19 protein-coding genes and 1 pseudogene are annotated in these 19,387 nt (G+C 32.0%); 14 read left to right on the forward strand and 6 right to left on the reverse strand.

What is annotated here, in order from left to right:
- The 3 genes from ACH2BP_RS01325 to ACH2BP_RS01335 all read left to right on the forward strand — a co-directional run.
- On the forward strand, positions 1–2,774 hold a 2,774-nt coding region (locus ACH2BP_RS01325), incomplete at its 5' end, for an efflux RND transporter permease subunit (RefSeq protein ID WP_395056252.1).
- Positions 2,775–2,794: 20 nt separating this feature from the next.
- The gene (locus ACH2BP_RS01330; RefSeq protein ID WP_395056254.1) at positions 2,795–3,100 is read left to right on the forward strand and encodes a hypothetical protein; all 306 of its coding nucleotides are present in this window, start codon (positions 2,795–2,797) and stop codon (positions 3,098–3,100) included.
- 15 nt (positions 3,101–3,115) lie between these two features.
- On the forward strand, positions 3,116–3,301 hold the full coding sequence (locus ACH2BP_RS01335; protein ID WP_395056256.1) for a DUF2892 domain-containing protein: 186 nt from the start codon (positions 3,116–3,118) through the stop codon (positions 3,299–3,301).
- 24 nt (positions 3,302–3,325) lie between these two features.
- Here ACH2BP_RS01335 and ACH2BP_RS01340 read toward each other — a convergent pair whose 3' ends face one another.
- Entirely contained in the window at positions 3,326–3,979 is a 654-nt protein-coding gene (locus ACH2BP_RS01340; RefSeq protein ID WP_395056258.1) for a TrmH family RNA methyltransferase, read from the reverse strand.
- Between the two features lie 198 nt (positions 3,980–4,177).
- On the opposite strand from ACH2BP_RS01340, the gene ACH2BP_RS01345 reads away from it, so the two are divergent.
- From ACH2BP_RS01345 to ACH2BP_RS01360, 4 genes are all read left to right on the forward strand, one after another.
- A complete protein-coding gene (locus ACH2BP_RS01345; protein WP_395056260.1) occupies positions 4,178–4,870 on the forward strand; it encodes an NAD-dependent deacetylase in 693 nt (230 codons plus the stop codon).
- Positions 4,871–5,040: 170 nt separating this feature from the next.
- Positions 5,041–6,384 (forward strand): adenylosuccinate lyase, encoded by a 1,344-nt coding sequence (purB, locus tag ACH2BP_RS01350; protein ID WP_395056262.1) that lies wholly within the window; start codon positions 5,041–5,043, stop codon positions 6,382–6,384.
- A gap of 59 nt (positions 6,385–6,443) precedes the next feature.
- Positions 6,444–7,094 (forward strand): hypothetical protein, encoded by a 651-nt coding sequence (locus ACH2BP_RS01355; RefSeq protein WP_395056264.1) that lies wholly within the window; start codon positions 6,444–6,446, stop codon positions 7,092–7,094.
- Between the two features lie 259 nt (positions 7,095–7,353).
- Positions 7,354–8,613, forward strand: coding sequence for an aminotransferase class I/II-fold pyridoxal phosphate-dependent enzyme (locus ACH2BP_RS01360; RefSeq protein WP_395056266.1), 1,260 nt, complete (start codon positions 7,354–7,356; stop codon positions 8,611–8,613).
- A gap of 218 nt (positions 8,614–8,831) precedes the next feature.
- Here ACH2BP_RS01360 and ACH2BP_RS01365 read toward each other — a convergent pair whose 3' ends face one another.
- The gene (locus tag ACH2BP_RS01365) at positions 8,832–9,962 is read right to left on the reverse strand and encodes a GTP cyclohydrolase (RefSeq protein ID WP_395056268.1); all 1,131 of its coding nucleotides are present in this window, start codon (positions 9,960–9,962) and stop codon (positions 8,832–8,834) included.
- Entirely contained in the window at positions 9,962–11,038 is a 1,077-nt protein-coding gene (locus ACH2BP_RS01370; RefSeq protein WP_395056270.1) for a transporter, read from the reverse strand. Before ACH2BP_RS01370 ends, ACH2BP_RS01365 begins: the two co-directional genes overlap by 1 nt.
- Positions 11,039–11,144: 106 nt before the next feature.
- Here ACH2BP_RS01370 and ACH2BP_RS01375 point away from each other — a divergent pair, with 106 nt between their 5' ends.
- The 7 genes from ACH2BP_RS01375 to ACH2BP_RS01405 all read left to right on the forward strand — a co-directional run bounded on the left by ACH2BP_RS01375 (position 11,145) and on the right by ACH2BP_RS01405 (position 17,595).
- Complete coding sequence (locus ACH2BP_RS01375) at positions 11,145–11,408, forward strand: DUF4834 domain-containing protein (protein ID WP_395056272.1); 264 nt, start codon at positions 11,145–11,147, stop codon at positions 11,406–11,408.
- 115 nt (positions 11,409–11,523) lie between these two features.
- Positions 11,524–13,965 (forward strand): YfhO family protein, encoded by a 2,442-nt coding sequence (locus tag ACH2BP_RS01380; RefSeq protein ID WP_395056274.1) that lies wholly within the window; start codon positions 11,524–11,526, stop codon positions 13,963–13,965.
- Positions 13,966–14,340 carry a fluoride efflux transporter CrcB gene (crcB, locus tag ACH2BP_RS01385; RefSeq protein ID WP_395056276.1) on the forward strand — a complete coding sequence of 125 codons (375 nt, stop codon included), beginning with the start codon at positions 13,966–13,968 and terminating at the stop codon, positions 14,338–14,340.
- Positions 14,337–15,614: a glycosyltransferase family 4 protein gene (locus tag ACH2BP_RS01390; RefSeq protein WP_395056278.1), complete on the forward strand. Its 1,278-nt coding sequence runs from the start codon at positions 14,337–14,339 to the stop codon at positions 15,612–15,614. The genes crcB and ACH2BP_RS01390 overlap by 4 nt, the downstream gene beginning before the upstream one ends.
- 84 nt (positions 15,615–15,698) lie before the next feature.
- The gene (gene pyrR, locus ACH2BP_RS01395; protein WP_395056280.1) at positions 15,699–16,235 is read left to right on the forward strand and encodes a bifunctional pyr operon transcriptional regulator/uracil phosphoribosyltransferase PyrR; all 537 of its coding nucleotides are present in this window, start codon (positions 15,699–15,701) and stop codon (positions 16,233–16,235) included.
- Position 16,236: 1 nt separating this feature from the next.
- A complete protein-coding gene (locus ACH2BP_RS01400; protein WP_395056282.1) occupies positions 16,237–17,163 on the forward strand; it encodes an aspartate carbamoyltransferase catalytic subunit in 927 nt (308 codons plus the stop codon).
- A 102-nt stretch (positions 17,164–17,265) separates the two neighbouring features.
- The gene (locus ACH2BP_RS01405) at positions 17,266–17,595 is read left to right on the forward strand and encodes a ribonuclease Z (RefSeq protein ID WP_395056284.1); all 330 of its coding nucleotides are present in this window, start codon (positions 17,266–17,268) and stop codon (positions 17,593–17,595) included.
- A gap of 63 nt (positions 17,596–17,658) precedes the next feature.
- On the opposite strand, the gene ACH2BP_RS01410 is transcribed toward ACH2BP_RS01405, so the two are convergent.
- The 3 genes and pseudogenes from ACH2BP_RS01410 to ACH2BP_RS01420 form a co-directional block, all read right to left on the reverse strand.
- A complete protein-coding gene (locus tag ACH2BP_RS01410) occupies positions 17,659–18,066 on the reverse strand; it encodes a DNA primase (protein WP_395056286.1) in 408 nt (135 codons plus the stop codon).
- 9 nt (positions 18,067–18,075) lie between these two features.
- On the reverse strand, positions 18,076–19,047 hold the full coding sequence (locus ACH2BP_RS01415; RefSeq protein ID WP_394760152.1) for a deoxyhypusine synthase family protein: 972 nt from the start codon (positions 19,045–19,047) through the stop codon (positions 18,076–18,078).
- 77 nt (positions 19,048–19,124) lie between these two features.
- A pseudogene (locus tag ACH2BP_RS01420) lies at positions 19,125–19,387 on the reverse strand (arginine decarboxylase); the annotation flags it as partial.

A 19,387-nucleotide genomic window follows, 5' to 3' on the forward strand; every position in this document is an offset into this window, starting at 1 on the left:
AATTAGATGATTTTGAAATTCGTCAAATTGCCGAAGAAGTTACATCTGAAGTTGAGAAAGTGAAAGATGTAGCCATTACTAGAGAAATTGGAGGAAGAAACCGCCAAGTAAAAGTAGTTTTGGACAAAGATAAAATGGCCGAAAACGGTGTGGATGCTTTGGGAATTATGCAAATGATTCAAGCCAATAATGGAAGTTCCCAATCAGGAAGCTTTGTTAATAATGACAAAGAATATTTGGTAACTACAGGACAGTTTCTAAAATCTTCAGAAGATGTTGAGAATTTAGTAGTAGGTGTTAATGCTAATTTACCAGTTTATTTAAAACAAGTAGCAAAAGTAGAAGACGGCCCTTCTACACCAAGTAGTTATGTTTCTTTTGGATATGGTAAAGCCAACGATAAATTCAAAAATGCAAAATCAGAATATCCTGCCGTGACTATTTCTATCGGAAAAGTAAAAGGTGCTGATGCGATGAAAATATCAGAAAAAATATTAGAGCGCGTAGAGCAACTTAAGAAAACTATTATCATTGATGATGTACACGTAGAAGTAACTCGTAATTACGGAGAAACGGCTTCAGATAAAGTAGGAGAATTATTAATGCACTTAGGAATAGCTATTATTGCTGTTACCTTTTTAGTAATATTGGCTATGGGATGGCGTGGCGGATTGGTCGTTTTCTTCTCTGTTCCTTTAACCTTTGCTTTGACCTTATTTGCTTATTATTTATTAGGTTATACTTTAAATAGAATCACGCTTTTCGCATTAGTTTTTGTGGTAGGAATTGTAGTTGATGATAGTATTATAATTGCCGAAAACATGCACCGTCATTTCAAGATGAAACGACTACCGTTTAAACAAGCTGCAATTTATGCTATAAATGAAGTAGGAAATCCAACTATTCTAGCCACATTTACGGTAATTTCTGCTATTTTGCCTATGGCTTTTGTATCTGGAATGATGGGGCCTTATATGAGTCCGATGCCTATTGGTGCTTCGATTGCGATGTTACTTTCGTTATTTGTTGCATTGACTGTAACTCCTTATTTAGGTTATCATTTGTTACAAGAAAAAGATGAGCAAAAACATAAGGAAGAACAAGGTTTAGAAACCAATTGGATTTATAAAATTTACAACAAATTAGAACGTCCATTATTAGAAAGTAGTAAAAAAAGAAGAATTTTAGTCGGAATAACAGTGTTGCTTTTAATAGGTTCGGTGATGATGTTTTTTACCAAATCGGTGATTGTAAAAATGTTGCCTTTTGATAACAAAAACGAATTCCAAGTAGTAATTGATATGCCTGAAGGAACCACTTTAGAAAGAACTGCTGCAGTAACTCAAGAAATTGCACAATATCTTTCTACTGTTCCAGAAGTGGTGAATTATCAAAATTATATCGGAACATCAGCCCCTATAACCTTCAACGGATTAGTACGTCATTACGATTTACGTGGCGGAAGTAATATGGCAGACATTCAGGTAAATTTGTTGCACAAAGAAAATCGTGACTTACAAAGTCATGGCATCGCTAAAATAGTTCGTCCTGAAGTTCAAAAAATTGCTAAAAAATATGGTGCCAATGTAAAAATTATCGAAGTTCCACCAGGACCACCAGTTTTATCTACTTTGGTTGCCGAGATTTATGGACCAAATTACAAAGACCAAATCAAAGTAGCCAATCAGGTGAAAGGTATTTTAGAAACTACTTCAGATATTGTAGATGTCGATTGGATGACCGAAGACAATCAAACGGAATACAAACTTGAAGTAGATAAAGAAAAAGCCATGCTTAACGGAATTGCTCCTCAGCAAATCATTGGAAATTTAACGTATATATTAAAAGAATACCCTGTTTCTAATTTATATGATGAAAACTCGAATGATAATGTAGGTATTGTGCTTTCGCTCGACGATAAAGACAAAACATCTTTGCAAGACATTCAAAATTTAAAAATAAAAGGCAGTCGTGGCAATGTAGTTCCCGTAAGTGATTTGGTCAAAGTGGTTAGCGATACTTTGCAAAAAACCATTTACAGAAAAGATCAAAAACGTGTGGTTTATGTAACTGCCGATATGGCTGGAGCGTTAGAAAGCCCTGTATATGCTATTCTAGGAATGAATGAAAAACTCCAAAAAATGCACTTGCCAAAAGGCTATAAAGTCAATGAGTTGTATATGGATCAACCATCAGACGAAAGTGATTTTACCGTAAAATGGGACGGCGAATGGCAAATTACACTGGAAGTTTTTCGTGATTTAGGGGTTGCTTTTATGGTTGTCATTGTAATTATTTATATGTTGATTGTAGGTTGGTTCCAAAATTTTAAAACCCCAATGGTGATGATGATGGCAATACCACTATCGTTAATAGGAATTGTATTTGGACACTGGTTGTTAGGCGCATTTTTTACAGCAACCTCTTTTATAGGAATGATTGCTTTGGCAGGAGTAATGGTAAGGAACTCTGTCTTGCTCATCGACTTTATCGAAATTCGATTGAATGATGGAATTCCTTTAAAACAAGCTATTATTGAAGCAGGCGCTGTGAGAACAACACCAATCTTACTAACCACTGGAGCAGTTGTTATTGGCGCATCTATCATATTATTTGATCCGATATTTCAAGGATTAGCTATTTCGTTAGTATTTGGTGCGATTGTTTCTACGATATTAACCTTGTTAGTGGTGCCTATTATTTATTATGTTACTGAAAGAAAAAAATGGGAAAAAAATGTTGAAGAAACAGATAATGATATCCCTAATTCATAAATTATTTAATTAATATTTCTATGAAACTACTTATAATAACAGCTATTGCAGATTTTGACAAAGACATCAAAAAAATGCTAAAACAAGCCAGTGTAAAAACTTTTACTTACAAAGAAGTAAAAGGATTTAATGACATTTTGGAAGAATCGATTGAAAGCAATTGGTTTGGAAGTGAAATGAATGAAAATGAATCTATTCTCTATTATGCTTTTGTAAAAAAAGAAAATGTAGATCTGTTTTTTGAACTAGTAAATGGTTTTAAAAAAAAACAAGAAAGCTTATCTACTATTCATGTTGCAGTACTAAATATTGAAAAATCTAATTAATAAAAAATTAAAATTATGAAAAATAAAATTTTTAGAATTATAGTTGGTTCATTTATCTTAATCAGTTTACTATTGTCAATCTATGTCAATCAAAACTGGTTGTGGTTCACCGCTTTTATTGGAGTAAATTTAATTCAATCGGGAATTACCAAATGGTGTTTATTGGAAACTATTTTATCCAAGTTAGGATTCAAAGACTAAATAATTTTTAGAAATGAAGCTCGATTATATATTGTAATATCGGGCTTCAATTCTTTTAATATCCTTAATAGAACTTTTGGTCCAAGCCAATCTTTTTTCTAGGATTTCATTATCAGATAACTTCCAATTTACGTCAGATTTGCGTAATCTTTCGGTCAAATTCTGAATGATAATCGCTGCCGAAACAGAGATATTCAAACTTTCGGTAAAACCTACCATGGGAATTTTCAGAAAACCATCGGCTTGTTTGAGAATTTCTTCCGACAAACCATCTCTTTCGGTACCAAAAAACAAAGCACTTGGTTTAGAAATATCAAAATCTTCCATCAAACAATCATTTTCGTGTGGTGTAGTCGCAATTATTTGGTAACCTTTATTTTTTAAAGTTTCGATGCAATTTGTAACACTATCAAAAGTATTAATATCTACCCATTTCTGAGCGCCCATTGCAATTTCCTTATCGATGCTTTTACCATAACGTTCCTCGATTACATTCAGTTCCTGAATTCCAAAAACTTCGCAACTGCGCATTACGGCACTCGCATTATGCATCTGAAAAATATCTTCGACAGCAATTGTAAAATGGTTTGTTCTGTTTTCTAAGACTTTCAAGAATTTTTCTTTTCGATTGTCTGTCAATATATTTTCTAAAAAAGCTAAGTAATCTAAATCGACCATTTTTGAATAGAATTTTTGGCAAAAATAGTGAAAGAGAATTTATTTAAATCTAATACTTTTATATCTTTGAGAAAAGAGACAATACATTCTCGATTTTGTCATTCCGAGGAACGAGGAATCTCATAGTTATAATTACGTGATGAGATTCCTCGTTCCTCGGAATGACAAGTTTGAGATTATACAATACCTTAAGATATAATGAAAAAGAAATTAGTTGTTTTAACTGGAGCCGGAATTTCTGCCGAAAGCGGGATAAAAACCTTTCGTGACAGTGACGGACTTTGGGAAGGTCATAATGTTATGGATGTTGCTACGCCAGAAGGTTGGCATAAAAATCCTGCTTTGGTTCTCGATTTTTACAACAAACGTCGTCAGGAACTTAAAACGGTAAAACCGAATGAAGCCCATTTAATTTTAGCCGATTTAGAAAATGATTTTGAAGTACAAATTATTACCCAAAACGTGGATAATCTTCACGAAAAAGCTGGAAGTACAAATGTTTTGCATCTTCATGGCGAATTATTGAAAGTTAGAAGTACAAAAAAAGAAAATTATATTTTAGATTGGTCAGAGGACTTAAATCTTCACGATTTTGATGATAAAGGAAATCGGTTACGGCCTCATATTGTTTGGTTTGGAGAAGATGTTCCTGCATTAGAATATGCAGTCGAATTGGTACAACAAGCCGATATTTTAATTATTATTGGCACTTCCTTACAAGTTTATCCTGCGGCTGGATTAATAAATTTTGCTAATCCAAACATTCCGGTTTATTATATTGATCCTAATCCTGCAACGATTTACGATTCGCCAAACGATATTAAAGTAGTTTCTACAACTGGCTCCAAAGGAATGGAAATTGTTAGGAAAGAGCTTGAAAAGTTTCAATAACAATGACAATTTCAAAAATCAATTACAATTTTAAAAATCAATTTCAATTTTAAAAAAAAATGTCAATATCAAGAAAAATGTAATTTGAAACTCAATAAAATCTAATATCTAAAATCTAATATCTAAAATCTGTTTATCTTTGCGCTTTTAAACAACAACACAACACAACAATGCAACTAACTGAATTGAATGCTGTTTCGCCAATAGATGGTCGTTATAGAAGTAAAACCAAATCACTTTCAACCTATTTTTCTGAAGAAGCCTTAATAAAATATCGTGTTTTAGTAGAAATTGAATATTTTATTGCACTTTGCGAGGCTAATTTGCCACAACTTTCAGGAATAAATCCTACTATTTATGAGGATTTACGAAATATTTACAAAAACTTCTCAACCGAAGATGCGCTTTGGATAAAAGAAACCGAAAAAACAACAAACCACGACGTAAAAGCAGTCGAATATTTCATCAAAGAAGCTTTCGAAAAGTTAGGTTTGTCGCAATATAAAGAGTTTATTCACTTCGGATTAACCTCACAAGACATAAACAATACAGCGATTCCGTTATCTACAAAAGAAGCATTCGAAAAAGTATATTTACCATTATTAATAGGTTTGGTTTCTAAACTAAAAGAGTTAAGTGTAGAATGGCGAGATATACCAATGTTAGCAAGAACCCACGGACAACCAGCTTCGCCAACACGTTTGGGGAAAGAAATTGGTGTTTTTGTAGAACGATTAGAAGAGCAAATGCGTTTGTTGTTTAACATTCCTTTTGCAGCTAAATTTGGTGGCGCTACAGGAAATTACAACGCACATCATGTGGCGTATCCAAATACAGATTGGAGAAAATTTGGAAGCAATTTTGTAGAAGATACACTTGGTTTACATCATTCTTTTCCGACAACACAAATAGAACATTACGATCATTTTGCTGCTTTTTTCGATGCTTTAAAAAGAATAAATACCATTATAATCGATTTAGATAGAGATATTTGGACCTATGTTTCGATGGAATATTTCAAGCAAAAAATAAAAGCAGGCGAAATTGGATCGTCGGCGATGCCACACAAAGTAAACCCAATTGATTTTGAAAATTCGGAAGGGAATTTAGGAATTGCCAATGCGATTTTCGAGCACCTTTCGGCAAAATTACCTTTGTCTAGATTGCAACGAGATTTGACTGATAGTACGGTTTTAAGAAATGTTGGTGTACCAATGGGACATACTTTAATTGCTTTTGAAGCAACGCTAAAAGGGTTGAATAAATTGTTGCTAAACGAACCAAAATTTCACGAAGATTTAGAGAAAAATTGGGCCGTTGTGGCAGAAGCTATTCAAACTATTTTGCGTCGCGAAGGTTATCCAAACCCGTATGAAGCTTTGAAAGGACTAACGAGAACCAATACAACTATCGATAAAAAAGCGATTCATGATTTTATTGCAACTTTAGATGTTTCTGAAGTCATTAAAAATGAATTGTTAGTGATTACGCCAAGTAACTTTTTGGGGATATAATTTTAGATTGAAGATAAATTAACGAGTTATGAGAAAATTATTGAAAAACTGAATTAACAATGAACGTGAAAGAATACAAGTTTGAGTTTTTTAATCAGAAATACACACAAAAATTAGTCATTAAATTATTGCTAGTTTTTATTGTTCTGTTCATTACTAGTATTTTAAGCAAAAATAAAGATTTCATAGTTGTTGGTGGTTTGTTATCAGTGATAATTCCCATAAGCATTTATCTGTTTAATCGTAAGAAAATAAAAAAAGTAGGTTCTGCAAAAATCTTTGAGAACTACACAGAATTTAATTTAGACAACGTTGAAACCATTATCAATTATAGAGATATTGAAAGTTATCTTATTCAACATTTTGAAGGCACAGTTTTTCATCTTAAATTAAAAGATGGCAGAAAATTCAATATCTCATCAAATAATAGATATTGTGAAACATTTCAGTTTACAGTCTTTGCTCAGGACTTTGAAAAAGTATTACAAGTATATAAAACTGAAAATCAGACCGATTTAATAAGAAGTAATACTTTCTTTGACAGTAAATTTATTTTTCCATTTCTAATAATTGTTACAGTTGGGTTTATTTTTATGATTCCTTACTTAATCTATTTTGAAAAAAAACTGCCGATAATACCTTTACTAATATCGATTGGACCATTTATAGCATTATGGATTGGTTATTCAAGTAACAAAAAGAAAAAATAATTTAACCAGCCCATAACAGTGGCTTCATGAAATCGAGGTTTAAGACTAAATGTAAAAACAATGTTTATTATGAAAACGTATTTTTAGCCCTGATGGAAACGGCATCCTTTTGTCTCGTTTTTTGGAACGAGACAAAAGATATAGTGAACAGCAGGAAATAGCTCCTAAAAAAAAATTATGATAAGAGAGATTAAATAATTAATTTCGCAACCAATTTCGAAGTTATCGGAATGGGATTTAAAATTTAGATTTTAATATTATGGTAAAAGATTTATTCGAAAGAATTCAGAACAATAAAGGACCATTAGGAAAATGGGCTTCGCAGGCAGAAGGATATTTTGTGTTTCCAAAATTGGAAGGCGAATTGGGTCCAAGAATGCAATTTCAAGGAAAAAATATATTAAACTGGAGTTTGAATGACTATTTGGGTCTTGCAAATCACCCGGAAGTTCGTAAAGCAGATACTGAAGCTGCTGCTCAATATGGTGCGGCTTACCCTATGGGTGCTCGTATGATGAGTGGTCATACTAAGTATCACGAACAATTAGAAGAAGAATTGGCTGCTTTTGTAATGAAAGAATCGGCTTATTTACTGAATTTTGGTTACCAAGGAATTTTATCTACGATAGATGCTTTAGTAACTAAAAATGATGTTATTGTATATGATGTCGATGCGCATGCTTGTATTATAGATGGTGTTCGTTTGCATATGGGAAAACGTTTTACGTACCGTCATAACGATGTTGAGAGCATGGAGAAAAACCTGCAACGCGCTACAAAATTAGCTACAGAAACGGGTGGTGGAATTTTATTTATTACCGAAGGTGTTTTCGGAATGCGTGGGCAACAAGGAAAGTTGAAAGAAATTGTAGAAATGAAAAAAAGATACAATTTCCGTTTGCTAGTTGATGATGCACACGGTTTTGGTACACTTGGAAAAACTGGTGCTGGAGCAGGTGAGGAGCAAGGAGTTCAGGACGAAATTGACGTTTATTTTTCTACTTTTGCAAAATCGATGGCAAATATTGGTGCTTTTATAGCTGCCGATAAAGATATTATCGATTACTTAAAATATAATTTACGTTCTCAAATGTTTGCCAAAGCGTTACCAATGATTCAAACTATTGGTTCGTTGAAACGTTTGGAGTTGTTGCGTAATTCGTCTGAAATAAAAGACAAACTTTGGGTAAATGTTAATGCGTTACAAAACGGATTGAGAGAAAAAGGATTTAATATTGGCGATACAAATACATGTATTACACCAGTTTACCTTGAAGGTTCTATTCCAGAAGCAATGATTATGGTTAATGATTTGAGAGAAAACTACGGTATTTTTCTTTCGATAGTGGTTTATCCAGTGATTCCTAAAGGTATGATTTTGTTAAGAATGATTCCTACAGCATCGCACACAATTGCAGATATTGATGAAACATTGACTGCTTTTGAAGCAATTCGTGAGAAATTAGTAAACGGAACATATAAAGAAATTGCAGATAGAACTACGGTTGATGTTTCTTAATCAATTTTAGATTTATATAAAAAAATTCCATTCTTATGAATGGAATTTTTTTTGCTTTATACCATTTTAGTTTTGCTTTAACTTTAATAATAAACGCACAGTTTGTCATTCCGAGGAACGAGGAATCTCATAATCTAAATAACTTGATGAGATTCCTCGTTCCTCGGAATGACAAAATCTTCAATAAATATTACAGTATTTTTAAAGCTAAATTGTTTTTAATTGAAATCCGCTATCTGAATTTTAAAAGTTTTTCTTCTGCAAATAATCTTAGGGTCAAAATTTTTCCAAAGTAAATGTATAGCATGATTGTCTGCTAATTCAGGTGTTCTGATACAATTTTGAATTCCTTTTTCGGTAAAAGTTGTGTGCATTTCTTTGAAAATAATAGCATGAACACCTTTGTTTTGATATTCGGGATGAACACCAATTAGATAAAAAGTAACGTCTTTGCTATTTTTTCTAGCATTTAATAAATGGAACAATCCAAAAGGGAAAAGTTTGCCTTTGGCTTTTTGTAAAGCTCTCGAAAAACTTGGCATAACAATGGCAAAAGCAACCAGATTTTGGTCCTTGTCTTCTACAAATTTGATATATTCTGGATTGATAAACGAAATGTATTTTTTCTTGAAATACTCTTTTTGAACATCTGAAATGGCAACAAATGAAGACAAGTTTGCATAAGATGCATTAAACAAATCGAACATTTTATCTACATAAGGTAAAACGTCTTTAGTTTTTTTAAAATTTAATGCTTTTAGCTGGTATCTTCTTTTTATGAGTTCCTGCGCTTTGTCGAAAAATTCTAATTTTACGTTTGCAAAAGGAAATTTATTCTCTAAATATTCTTTTTCGACAACAAAGCCCAGTTGCTCAAAATGCGTCGCATAATAAGGGAAATTGTACCAAGTAATCATGGTTCCAATTTCTTCAAATCCTTCAGTAAGCACACCTACTTTGTCCAGATTAGAAAATCCCATTGGTCCTTCTATATGATCGAGATTGTTTTTTTTTCCTAATTCTTGTACTTTTTCGAGTAATGCTTTGGTGACTTCAATATCATCAATAACATCAAACCAACCAAAACGTACTTTGCTTTTTTGTTGGTCATTTACTTCGCTCCAATTTATGATTGCGGCAATTCTTCCAACGATTTTATTATCGCGATAAGCTAAATAAAAATATGCTTCTGCGTTTTCGAAAGCAGGATTTTTGACTTTGTCGAAAGTTTCAAGTTCATCAGCAATAATTGGAGGAACCCAGTATTTATTATTTTTATATAACGAAAAAGGGAACTTGATGTATTTTGTAAGTTCACTTTTGTTTTTTGCTTCTTTTATAGTAATCATTACGGAGTTGGAGTTGGAGTTTCTTCTTCGAGATCGTCTAAACGTTTTTTCTTTGTTTCAGGAGCTGGTTCTTCTTCTCCGTCGGGTCTATTTTTTCTAGCTTTTTTTTCAGCTTTGGCCTTTTCTTTATCTAATTCTTCTTGCGTTTTAGAGCCTTTAGATTTTTTATCCTTGTCTTCTTTCTTCTCTTTTACTTCTTTTCCGTCTTTAATTTGGATGTCTTTGTGTTTTTTGTCGAAACGCCAAGAAAAACCAATACCTCCGTATAATAAAGAAGGTGTCGATTTGATGTTTTTACTAATAGAAGCATCAACTTGAATGTTGTTTTTTAGTAAATGTGTGGCGCCTATTGTAAAAATTCCGTCAGAATAATAATTGCCTTTTACTGCTTTATTTTCGATAAAAGCAGACCATTTTTCGTTAATTCCTCTCGTTAAAGTAAATATAGAACCAAAACTTGAATTGTTAGACGTTATCTTATCTGCAATTATATTACTAACTAAAACCCATTTCATACCAAAATGATGTTGCGTAATAAGCATAACTTTAGGACTTATTACCGATTCGTCGGGAATAGAATAATCATTTTTCATTACATAATTTACGCCTACATATCCTGATATCGCTGGGATAAACTGTTTCCAACTCATTCTGTGATTTGCTTTCCAACTGTATATGTTTGGTTTTGCTGGTCCTTTTTTGAATGGATCATAAAACAAATATTTTGCCCCAAAAGTTGTTTGTTTTAAACCGCTTCTACTTGTGTTTATAGAATCTGCTACAGAATATTTATCTAATTGAAATTGAGCTTCTAAAATAAATTCCAATTGTTCTTTTATAAATCCGCCCCGAGCATCAAATTCTAAACCAAATCCACGAGCATCATAATTTCTCACATCATGAGATTCATTAATATAATATAATCCGCTTTCTACCTGATATACTTTTTTTCCAACAGCAAATGCACCCATAGATTTCCCTGATCTATTGGAGTTTATTTGATCGGTAAATTGACCATAATTTGCAATTGAAGTTAATAAAACTCCCGTTATGACTATCGATTTGAGTAATTTCATAAAAAATATATTTTCAAGAAATCAAATGTAGTAATTTTATCATTATTTTAAGAATCAAAATTTAGTTTTAAAAATTTAGTTTTATTAATTTTGAAAAAAATAGACAATGGAAGAGGCCTCTATTAATGGTTTTTTTAAAACAATAATATATATGATTGGGTTTTATTACGTGATCAAATTTTTAGCACGCATCTTTTTGCCAATACTTTTGCAAAAAGCTGTTAATAAAGTACAAGATAATTTTGATAAACATCAAAATCAAGACCCTTTTAATCAGCAAAATAATCAAGATTCTCAAATTCCTAAAAAAGAGAATCCGAAACCTACTAAACAAGTGGGTGAATATATAGATTACGAGGAAGTAGAGTAGAAGTCAGATTTCAGATTAAGAATATTAAACAGCAAGATAAAAATCTAATATCTAATATCTAAAATCTAAAATTTCCCTATCTTCACGCATTATTTTGATTCAACCTCATTATTTTATGAACAAGTTACAACGATTTTATCCGCATGCATTGGCTATTTTTGCTTTTGTATTAGTTTCTGTTATTTATTTTTATCCAATTTTACAAGGTAAACAAATCCTTCAGTCAGACATAGTACAATATACGGCTATGGCAAAAGAGCAAAATGATTTTAGAGCCGAAAATAATACTGAACCATATTGGACAAATTCTGCTTTTGGTGGTATGCCAACCTATCAACTTGGGGCAAAATATCCTCATAATTATATCAAAAAAATAGATGAATTAATTCGCTTTTTACCTCGTCCTGCGGATTATATGTTTCTGTATTTCTTCGGATTTTATATTTTACTTTTAGTACTGAAAGTAAATCCACTCAAAGCTTTTTTTGGAGCTTTAGCCTTTGGTTTTTCTACTTATTTAATCATTATTCTTGGTGTAGGTCATAATGCAAAAGCCCATGCTATTGCTTACATGCCTTTGGTTATTGCAGGTGTTTTATTGGTTTTGCAACAAAGAAAATATATACTTGGAGGTTTGCTTACACTGTTTGCAGCAGCATTAGAAATTAATGCAAATCACCCACAAATGACTTATTACCTTCTGATATTTTTATTAATTGTATTGGTTTACTTTGTGTACAAAGCAATTAAATACAAAGAATTTAAACCTCTTCTGTACAGTTTCGCAACTTTTGCTATAGCAGGATTATTTGCTGTAGGTACAAATGCAACTAGCTTAATGGCTACTTCCGAATATGCTAAAGAAAGTACACGTGGAAAAAGTCAATTAACTTACAATCCAGATGGTACTAAAAACACCAATTTTGGAGGTATGACTTATGATTATATTACTGAATATAGTTATGGTATAGTCGAGAGTTTCAATTTGATTTCTCCAAGAATTTTTGGAGGTTCAAATAATGAAAATTTAGGAACCAATTCTGCAATGTACGAATATGTAATTGCACAGAATGTACCTGAAGATCAAGCAAAAGAAATCGTAAAAGGGCTACCAACATATTGGGGAGATCAACCCATTGTAGCCGCTCCTGCATATATTGGTGCCGTAGTTTTTTTCTTAGCAGTTATTGCTCTTTTTTGCGATAAACGAAAAATAAAATATGTTTTTCTGGTTGGAGCTATTGTAACATTACTGCTTTCTTGGGGGAAGAATTTTTCATTATTAACAGATTTCTTTATCAATTTTGTACCCATGTATGATAAATTTAGAGCTGTTTCGTCGATACAAGTCATACTCGAAATTTGTATGCCTGTACTTGCTATTATGGGATTACAATCATTTTTTAAGTTGGAAGACAAAGAAAAATGGACAAACTTATGGAAATCAGCTTCAGTAAGTATCGGAATTTTAGCTTTGTTATTTGTTTTTAAAGGAAGTTTTAGTTTTGCAGGAGGAAGTGATCGTTATTTAGCGGAATCTTATGGGCCAGAATTTATTGATGCTTTAAAACTTGACAGAAAAACCATGTTTTCTGCCGATTTGTTGCGTTCTTCTTTTCTAATCCTAATGGCTTTTGGTGTATTATGGTTTTCAATTAAAAATACGATTTCTCATAAAGTTGCAGTCATAATTGTTGGGATTATAATGATTTCAGATTTGTTTTTTATTGATAAAAATTATCTAAACAATTCGAGTTTTGTTTCTAAACAGGAAGTAGAACAACCAATTCAAGAAACTGAATTAGACGCAAGTATATTAAAAGATAAATCATATTATCGTGTTTTTGAAGTTTCTCAAAATGTGATGAGCGATCCAAGAGCTTCTTATTTTCATAAATCAATCGGAGGTTATAGTGCAGTAAAGCCTAAAAGAATGCAAGATTTATTCGATTATCAAATTGCTAAGAATAACATGGAAGTAGTGAATATGCTAAATGTTAAGTATTTAATTCAAACCAATGAAAAAGGAGAGAAAATAGCGATTCATAATACACAAGCTAACGGAAATGCTTGGTTTGTAAAAGAAGTGAAATTTGTTAATTCTGCTGATGCAGAAATGAAAGCTTTGGATAAACTAGAAACAAAAAATGTTGCAATTAGAAATAAAACTTCGGAGGACGCATTTAATTTTAACAAACTAAGCTTGGTTAAAGATGAAATTTATAAAACCGAAGATGCAACAATAAAACTAACTAGTTACGAACCAAACGATTTAAAATACGTTTCAAATAACACTAATAATGGTTATGCTGTTTTCTCTGAAATGTATTATAAAAACGGTTGGAATGCTTATATAGATGGAAAAATAACCTATCATGAAAGAGTGGATTACGCTTTACGAGGATTGAGAATTCCTGCAGGAAAACACACTATCGAATTTAAGTTTGAACCACAAGTTGTAAAAACCGGAAGTATGATTTCATTAATTAGCTTTATTGGGATTTTACTGTTATTAGGTGGCGGAATTTATTATGAAACCAAACGTAAAAAAGTTTAATTGAAAACCATATTATATATAGCACTTGGTGGCGGTTTGGGTAGTGTTTTACGCTACTTAACTACCGTCGTTATGAATAAATATGTACAAGCTACTTTTCCATATGCCACTTTTGTAACCAACATTACTGGCTGTTTGCTTATTGGATTATTTTTTGGTTATTTAGAAAAACAAAATACCGTTTCTCCCGATTTAAAATTTTTCTTAATCACAGGACTTTGCGGTGGTTATACTACGTTTTCAGCTTTTTCTAACGAAAATGTACAGCTGTTGCAAAGTAATCAAATACTAATTGCTTTTTTATATATCAGTTTGAGTGTTTTTTTAGGGTTAATGGCTACTTGGGCAGGACTAATAATTGCCAAAGCGTTATGAAAAAAGTCCTTATCATAACTTATTATTGGCCACCAGCTGGCGGTCCAGGAGTGCAGCGTTGGCTTAAGTTTGTAAAATATTTACCCGATTATAACATTCAACCGATTGTTTATATTCCAGAAAATCCGACTTATCCAATTGTAGATGAAGGTTTAGTAGATGAAGTTTCAAAGCAAGCCATTATTCTAAAAAGCAAGATTATCGAACCTTACCAATTGGCTTCTATTTTTTCAAAAAAAAGTACAAAAGGTATTAGTTCTGGTATTATTCCAAATCAGAAAAAACAAAATTTTATTCAAAAATTATTGCTATCAGTTCGTGGTAATTTATTTATTCCCGATGCAAGAATTTTGTGGGTAAAACCATCGGTAAAATACTTAGAAAAATATATTTCAGAAAATAAAATCGATACCATAATCACTTCAGGTCCTCCGCATAGTTTACATCTCATTGGATTAAAATTGAAGCAAAGTTTGGATGTAAAATGGTTTGCCGATTTTCGTGATCCATGGACAACAATTGGGTATCATTCGGCTTTAAAACTATCTTCTTTTGCCGAAAAAAAGCATAAAGATTTAGAACGTAAAGTTTTAAATACTGCCGATACTATTATTGTAACCAGTAAAACAACAAAAACCGAGTTTCATGCCATTACAAACAAACAAATCGAAGTAATTACAAATGGTTATGATGTAGAAAATATATCAAAACAAGTTTTAGATGAGAAATTTACATTAGCACATATTGGCTCTTTTTTATCAGACAGAAATCCTATGATTTTATGGGAATCTTTGAGTGAATTAGTTACTGAAAATGAAAAATTCGCGACTCTTTTTCAATTAAAGTTAATTGGGAAAGTAAGCCAAGAAATTTTAGATACAATTGATGGTTTTAATTTAAATTACTATTTGAATAATCTCGGTTATGTATCACACAAAGAAGCGGTTGAACATCAAAAAAAATCTCAAATTTTATTATTAATAGAAATTGATTCTCCAGAAACTAAAAGTATTATTCCAGGTAAATTATTTGAATATATGGTTTCCGAAAGACCTATAATTGCCATTGGTCCTAAAGGTTCTGACTTTGCCGAAATTATCACAAATACAAATACAGGCGTTTTCTTTACTTATGACGAAAAAGAGAAATTAAAAAAACAAATTTTGTCTTATTTCGAATTGTATTTAACACAAAAACTTACGGTTTCACCAGTTGGGTTACAAGAATATTCAAGAAAAAATTTGACAGAAAAACTAGCGAAACTTATTCGTTAATATTTTGAAGATTTATCTCTGAGTTTAATTGTTTTTTTAATCCAAAAAAAAACTTATTTTTGTATTCCAAACACACAAACTATTATGAGTCAAAAAATTTTGCTCAATCACAAAGAAGTCTCTATCATACTTCATCGTTTGGCCTGTCAGTTAATAGAAAATCACCTCGATTTTTCGAATACAATTTTGATAGGAATTCAGCCTAGAGGAACGCAACTTGCCAATCGATTAAAACAAATTTTGCAAGAAGAATACCAAATAAAAAATATTGCTTTGGGATTTCTTGACATTACTTTTTTTAGAGATGACTTTCGTCGTGGAGAAACACTCGAAGCAAATAAAACCCAAATAGATTTCCTTGTCGAAAACAAAAAAGTAATTTTTATAGATGATGTTTTATATACAGGACGAAGTATTAATGCGGCACTATCTGCCATACAATCCTTCGGAAGGCCTAGTGAAGTAGAATTATTGGTATTAATAGACAGACGTTTTAGTCGTCATTTGCCTATACAACCAGATTATCGTGGCCGTCAAGTTGATGCTATAAATAATGAAAAAGTAGTGGTAAATTGGTCAGAAACAGTTGGGGAAGATTCGGTAGAATTAATTACAAAATAAGATGAAGGAACTAAGCGTAAATCATTTATTAGGAATAAAATACATTAATGAAGACGATATAAATCTCATTTTTGAAACCGCCGATCATTTTAAAGAAGTTATTAATCGTCCCATAAAAAAAGTTCCTTCACTTCGAGATATAACAATTGCCAATATATTTTTTGAAAATAGTACCAGAACAAAATTATCATTCGAACTTGCACAGAAACGCCTTTCGGCAGATGTGATAAATTTTGCAGCCTCAAGCTCATCGGTAACCAAAGGAGAAACATTGGTAGACACCGTAAACAATATTCTTTCTATGAAAGTTGATATGGTGGTTATGCGACATGCATCTCCGGGAGCAGCAGTTTTTTTATCTAAAAATGTAAAAGCAAGTATTGTAAATGCTGGAGATGGTGCACACGAACATCCAACACAAGCTTTGCTAGATGCTTATACTATTCGTGAAAAACTAGGTGATGTTGCAGGAAAAAAAGTGGTGATCGTGGGAGATATTTTACATTCACGAGTAGCACTTTCAAATATATATTCTTTGCAAAAATTAGGTGCAGAAGTTCGAGTTTGCGGTCCTAATACATTAATACCAAAATATATTGAAGCATTAGGTGTAAAAGTAGAACCAAACCTACGCAAAGCATTAGAATGGTGCGATGTTGCCAATATGTTACGAGTGCAAAACGAACGATTGGATATTAGTTATTTTCCTTCAACAAGGGAGTACGCTATGCAATATGGTTTGGATAAAACATTGTTAGATTCTTTAAATAAAGAAATTGTAATCATGCATCCGGGCCCTATAAATCGTGGTGTAGAAATTACGACCGATGTTGCAGATTCGAAACAATCGGTAATATTAAACCAAGTTGAAAACGGAGTTGCCATAAGAATGTCGGTAATTTATTTATTGGCTTCAAAAATTAAGTAAATTTGTAATATAAAATATTTATGATACCAAAATCACGAACTCAAATGAAGATGTCCTCATAAATATACCATATTCCAATAAAAAAACAAATATTATCTGCATATGAAAGTAGAAGAAAAAGGACATACGATTATTATAAAAGATACTCAAGGCGATTTGACCTCGTTTTTATTAAAATTAGATCATGATACAAGTTTTAGCAAACATAATTTGATTATTGATTTATCATCTTATAAAAGTTTGATTGTCAAAGATATTTTATTGTTTTCAGATTTTTATAAAAAACATAAAAAAGAGAAAAAATCATTTGTAATTGTTGTTTCAGAATTTGATTTTAATGCAAATACAAAAAAGATTATAGTTGTTCCCTCAGTTCTTGAAGCCCATGATATTATTGAAATGGAAGAAATAGAACGAGATTTAGGGTTTTAGTCTTAACTCTCAATAAATATTAAAGTATAAAAAAGGAACTCAATTTGAGTTCCTTTTTGCTATTTAGTCTTCATCATCTTCGTCAGAATCATCATCTATTGGTTCATCTTTATCGTCGTCATCGTCGTCGTCCGAATCATCACCATCATTTGTGTCAGCTTTTTCTATGTCATCATCATCATCGGCATCATCATCAATTTCGAGTTCTTTTAGTGCATCAATAGAATCGTCTTCTACATCTGCTAATTCATCATCTTCATCAAAATTTATAATTCTTTCAGAAAGTTTGGTACTTATTTTTACTAGAAAAATAGTATCAACAGTTCGTACTTCGACTGCTTCGATAGTTTCGTTTTTAGCATTTTTAAAACGTACTATATTCGAATCATCATATCCGTCGGGAAATTTTTCGACTAATAAGTTTAAAATTTCTCCTGTAAGCTTAGAATAATCAACAATAACTCTTTTCATAAATATATATTATAAATCTAAAATGTAAGCAAATATAAGAGGAACTACAATTGTAGCATCAGATTCGACGATAAATTTTGGTGTATCAATATCTAATTTTCCCCAAGTAATTTTTTCGTTTGGTACCGCTCCAGAATATGAACCGTAACTGGTTGTTGAGTCTGAAACCTGGCAAAAATAACTCCAAAAAGGAATGTCATGCATTTCCATATCTTGGTACAACATTGGCACCACACAAATTGGGAAATCTCCTGCAATACCACCACCAACTTGAAAGAAACCTATTCCTTTTCCTTCGCAGTTTTCAGGATACCATTTTGCCAACCACATCATATATTCGATACCACTTTTCATAGTAGTAGCGGTAAATTCACCTTTGATACAGTAAGAAGAGAATATATTTCCCATAGTACTGTCTTCCCAACCTGGAACAACAATTGGCAGGTTTTTTTCTGCCGCAGCAACCATCCAAGAATCTTTAGGGTCTATTTCGTAATATTGCTCTAGAACTCCAGAATTTATCATTTGGTACATAAATTCATGCGGAAAATATCTCTCGCCAGCTTGTTCTGCTTTATTCCAAATATGAAATAAATGAGCCTGTAAACGACGAAATGCTTCTTCTTCTGGAATGCAAGTATCTGTAACTCTATTGAAGTGATTGTCTAGTAAATCTCTTTCTTCTGTTGGCGTTAAATCTCTATAATTAGGAATTCTTTTGTACGAATTATGAGCTACAAGATTCATAATATCTTCTTCAAGATTGGCACCTGTACAAGAAATAATGTGTACTTTGTCTTGGCGAATCATTTCTGCCAATGATTTACCTAGTTCGGCAGTACTCATTGCTCCAGCAAGTGTAATCATCATTTTACCATTGTCTAGTAAATGTTCTTCGTATCCTTTTGCAGCATCGACTAATGCGGCTGCATTGAAGTGCAAGTAGTGTTTTTCGATAAACTGACTTATTGGTCCTTTCATTTTCTTGTATATTTATTTCATCCGTTCGCTATCGCTCGGGTGTAGATTCAGTTATGTATTTAATCGAATGGGTTTTGCTATTTGTAACCTAATATTTTTAGTACGTCTTCGGCTTTTTGTTGTTCAGAAAAAATTTCTGTTGCAATGATACCGTTTTCATCTCTATCTATCAAAATATGTTTGGGTTGCGGTATTAAACAGTGGTGTAAACCGCCGTAACCGCCTATTGTTTCTTGGTATGCGCCAGTGTTAAAGAAGCCAATATATAATGGTTTTTCTTTATTGTATTTTGGCAAATATATGGCATTCATATTTTGCTCTGAGTTGTAATAATCGTCGC

The sequence above is a fragment of the Flavobacterium sp. genome, from assembly GCF_043756175.1.
GTDB lineage: Bacteria > Bacteroidota > Bacteroidia > Flavobacteriales > Flavobacteriaceae > Flavobacterium.

Bases quoted from the DNA above. Each gene is read 5' to 3' on its own strand.
- ACH2BP_RS01335 (WP_395056256.1), top strand. From the start codon at position 3,116: ATGAAAAATAAAATTTTTAGAATTATAGTTGGTTCATTTATCTTAATC.
- ACH2BP_RS01355 (WP_395056264.1), top strand. From the start codon at position 6,444: ATGAACGTGAAAGAATACAAGTTTGAGTTTTTTAATCAGAAATACACA.
- ACH2BP_RS01360 (WP_395056266.1), top strand. From the start codon at position 7,354: ATGGTAAAAGATTTATTCGAAAGAATTCAGAACAATAAAGGACCATTA.
- ACH2BP_RS01380 (WP_395056274.1), top strand. From the start codon at position 11,524: ATGAACAAGTTACAACGATTTTATCCGCATGCATTGGCTATTTTTGCT.
- ACH2BP_RS01330 (WP_395056254.1), top strand. From the start codon at position 2,795: ATGAAACTACTTATAATAACAGCTATTGCAGATTTTGACAAAGACATC.
- ACH2BP_RS01405 (WP_395056284.1), top strand. From the start codon at position 17,266: ATGAAAGTAGAAGAAAAAGGACATACGATTATTATAAAAGATACTCAA.
- ACH2BP_RS01410 (WP_395056286.1), bottom strand. From the start codon at position 18,066: ATGAAAAGAGTTATTGTTGATTATTCTAAGCTTACAGGAGAAATTTTA.
- ACH2BP_RS01365 (WP_395056268.1), bottom strand. From the start codon at position 9,962: ATGATTACTATAAAAGAAGCAAAAAACAAAAGTGAACTTACAAAATAC.
- ACH2BP_RS01345 (WP_395056260.1), top strand. From the start codon at position 4,178: ATGAAAAAGAAATTAGTTGTTTTAACTGGAGCCGGAATTTCTGCCGAA.
- ACH2BP_RS01370 (WP_395056270.1), bottom strand. From the start codon at position 11,038: ATGAAATTACTCAAATCGATAGTCATAACGGGAGTTTTATTAACTTCA.
- ACH2BP_RS01415 (WP_394760152.1), bottom strand. From the start codon at position 19,047: ATGAAAGGACCAATAAGTCAGTTTATCGAAAAACACTACTTGCACTTC.
- ACH2BP_RS01375 (WP_395056272.1), top strand. From the start codon at position 11,145: ATGGAAGAGGCCTCTATTAATGGTTTTTTTAAAACAATAATATATATG.
- pyrR (WP_395056280.1), top strand. From the start codon at position 15,699: ATGAGTCAAAAAATTTTGCTCAATCACAAAGAAGTCTCTATCATACTT.
- ACH2BP_RS01390 (WP_395056278.1), top strand. From the start codon at position 14,337: ATGAAAAAAGTCCTTATCATAACTTATTATTGGCCACCAGCTGGCGGT.
- purB (WP_395056262.1), top strand. From the start codon at position 5,041: ATGCAACTAACTGAATTGAATGCTGTTTCGCCAATAGATGGTCGTTAT.
- ACH2BP_RS01340 (WP_395056258.1), bottom strand. From the start codon at position 3,979: ATGGTCGATTTAGATTACTTAGCTTTTTTAGAAAATATATTGACAGAC.
- ACH2BP_RS01400 (WP_395056282.1), top strand. From the start codon at position 16,237: ATGAAGGAACTAAGCGTAAATCATTTATTAGGAATAAAATACATTAAT.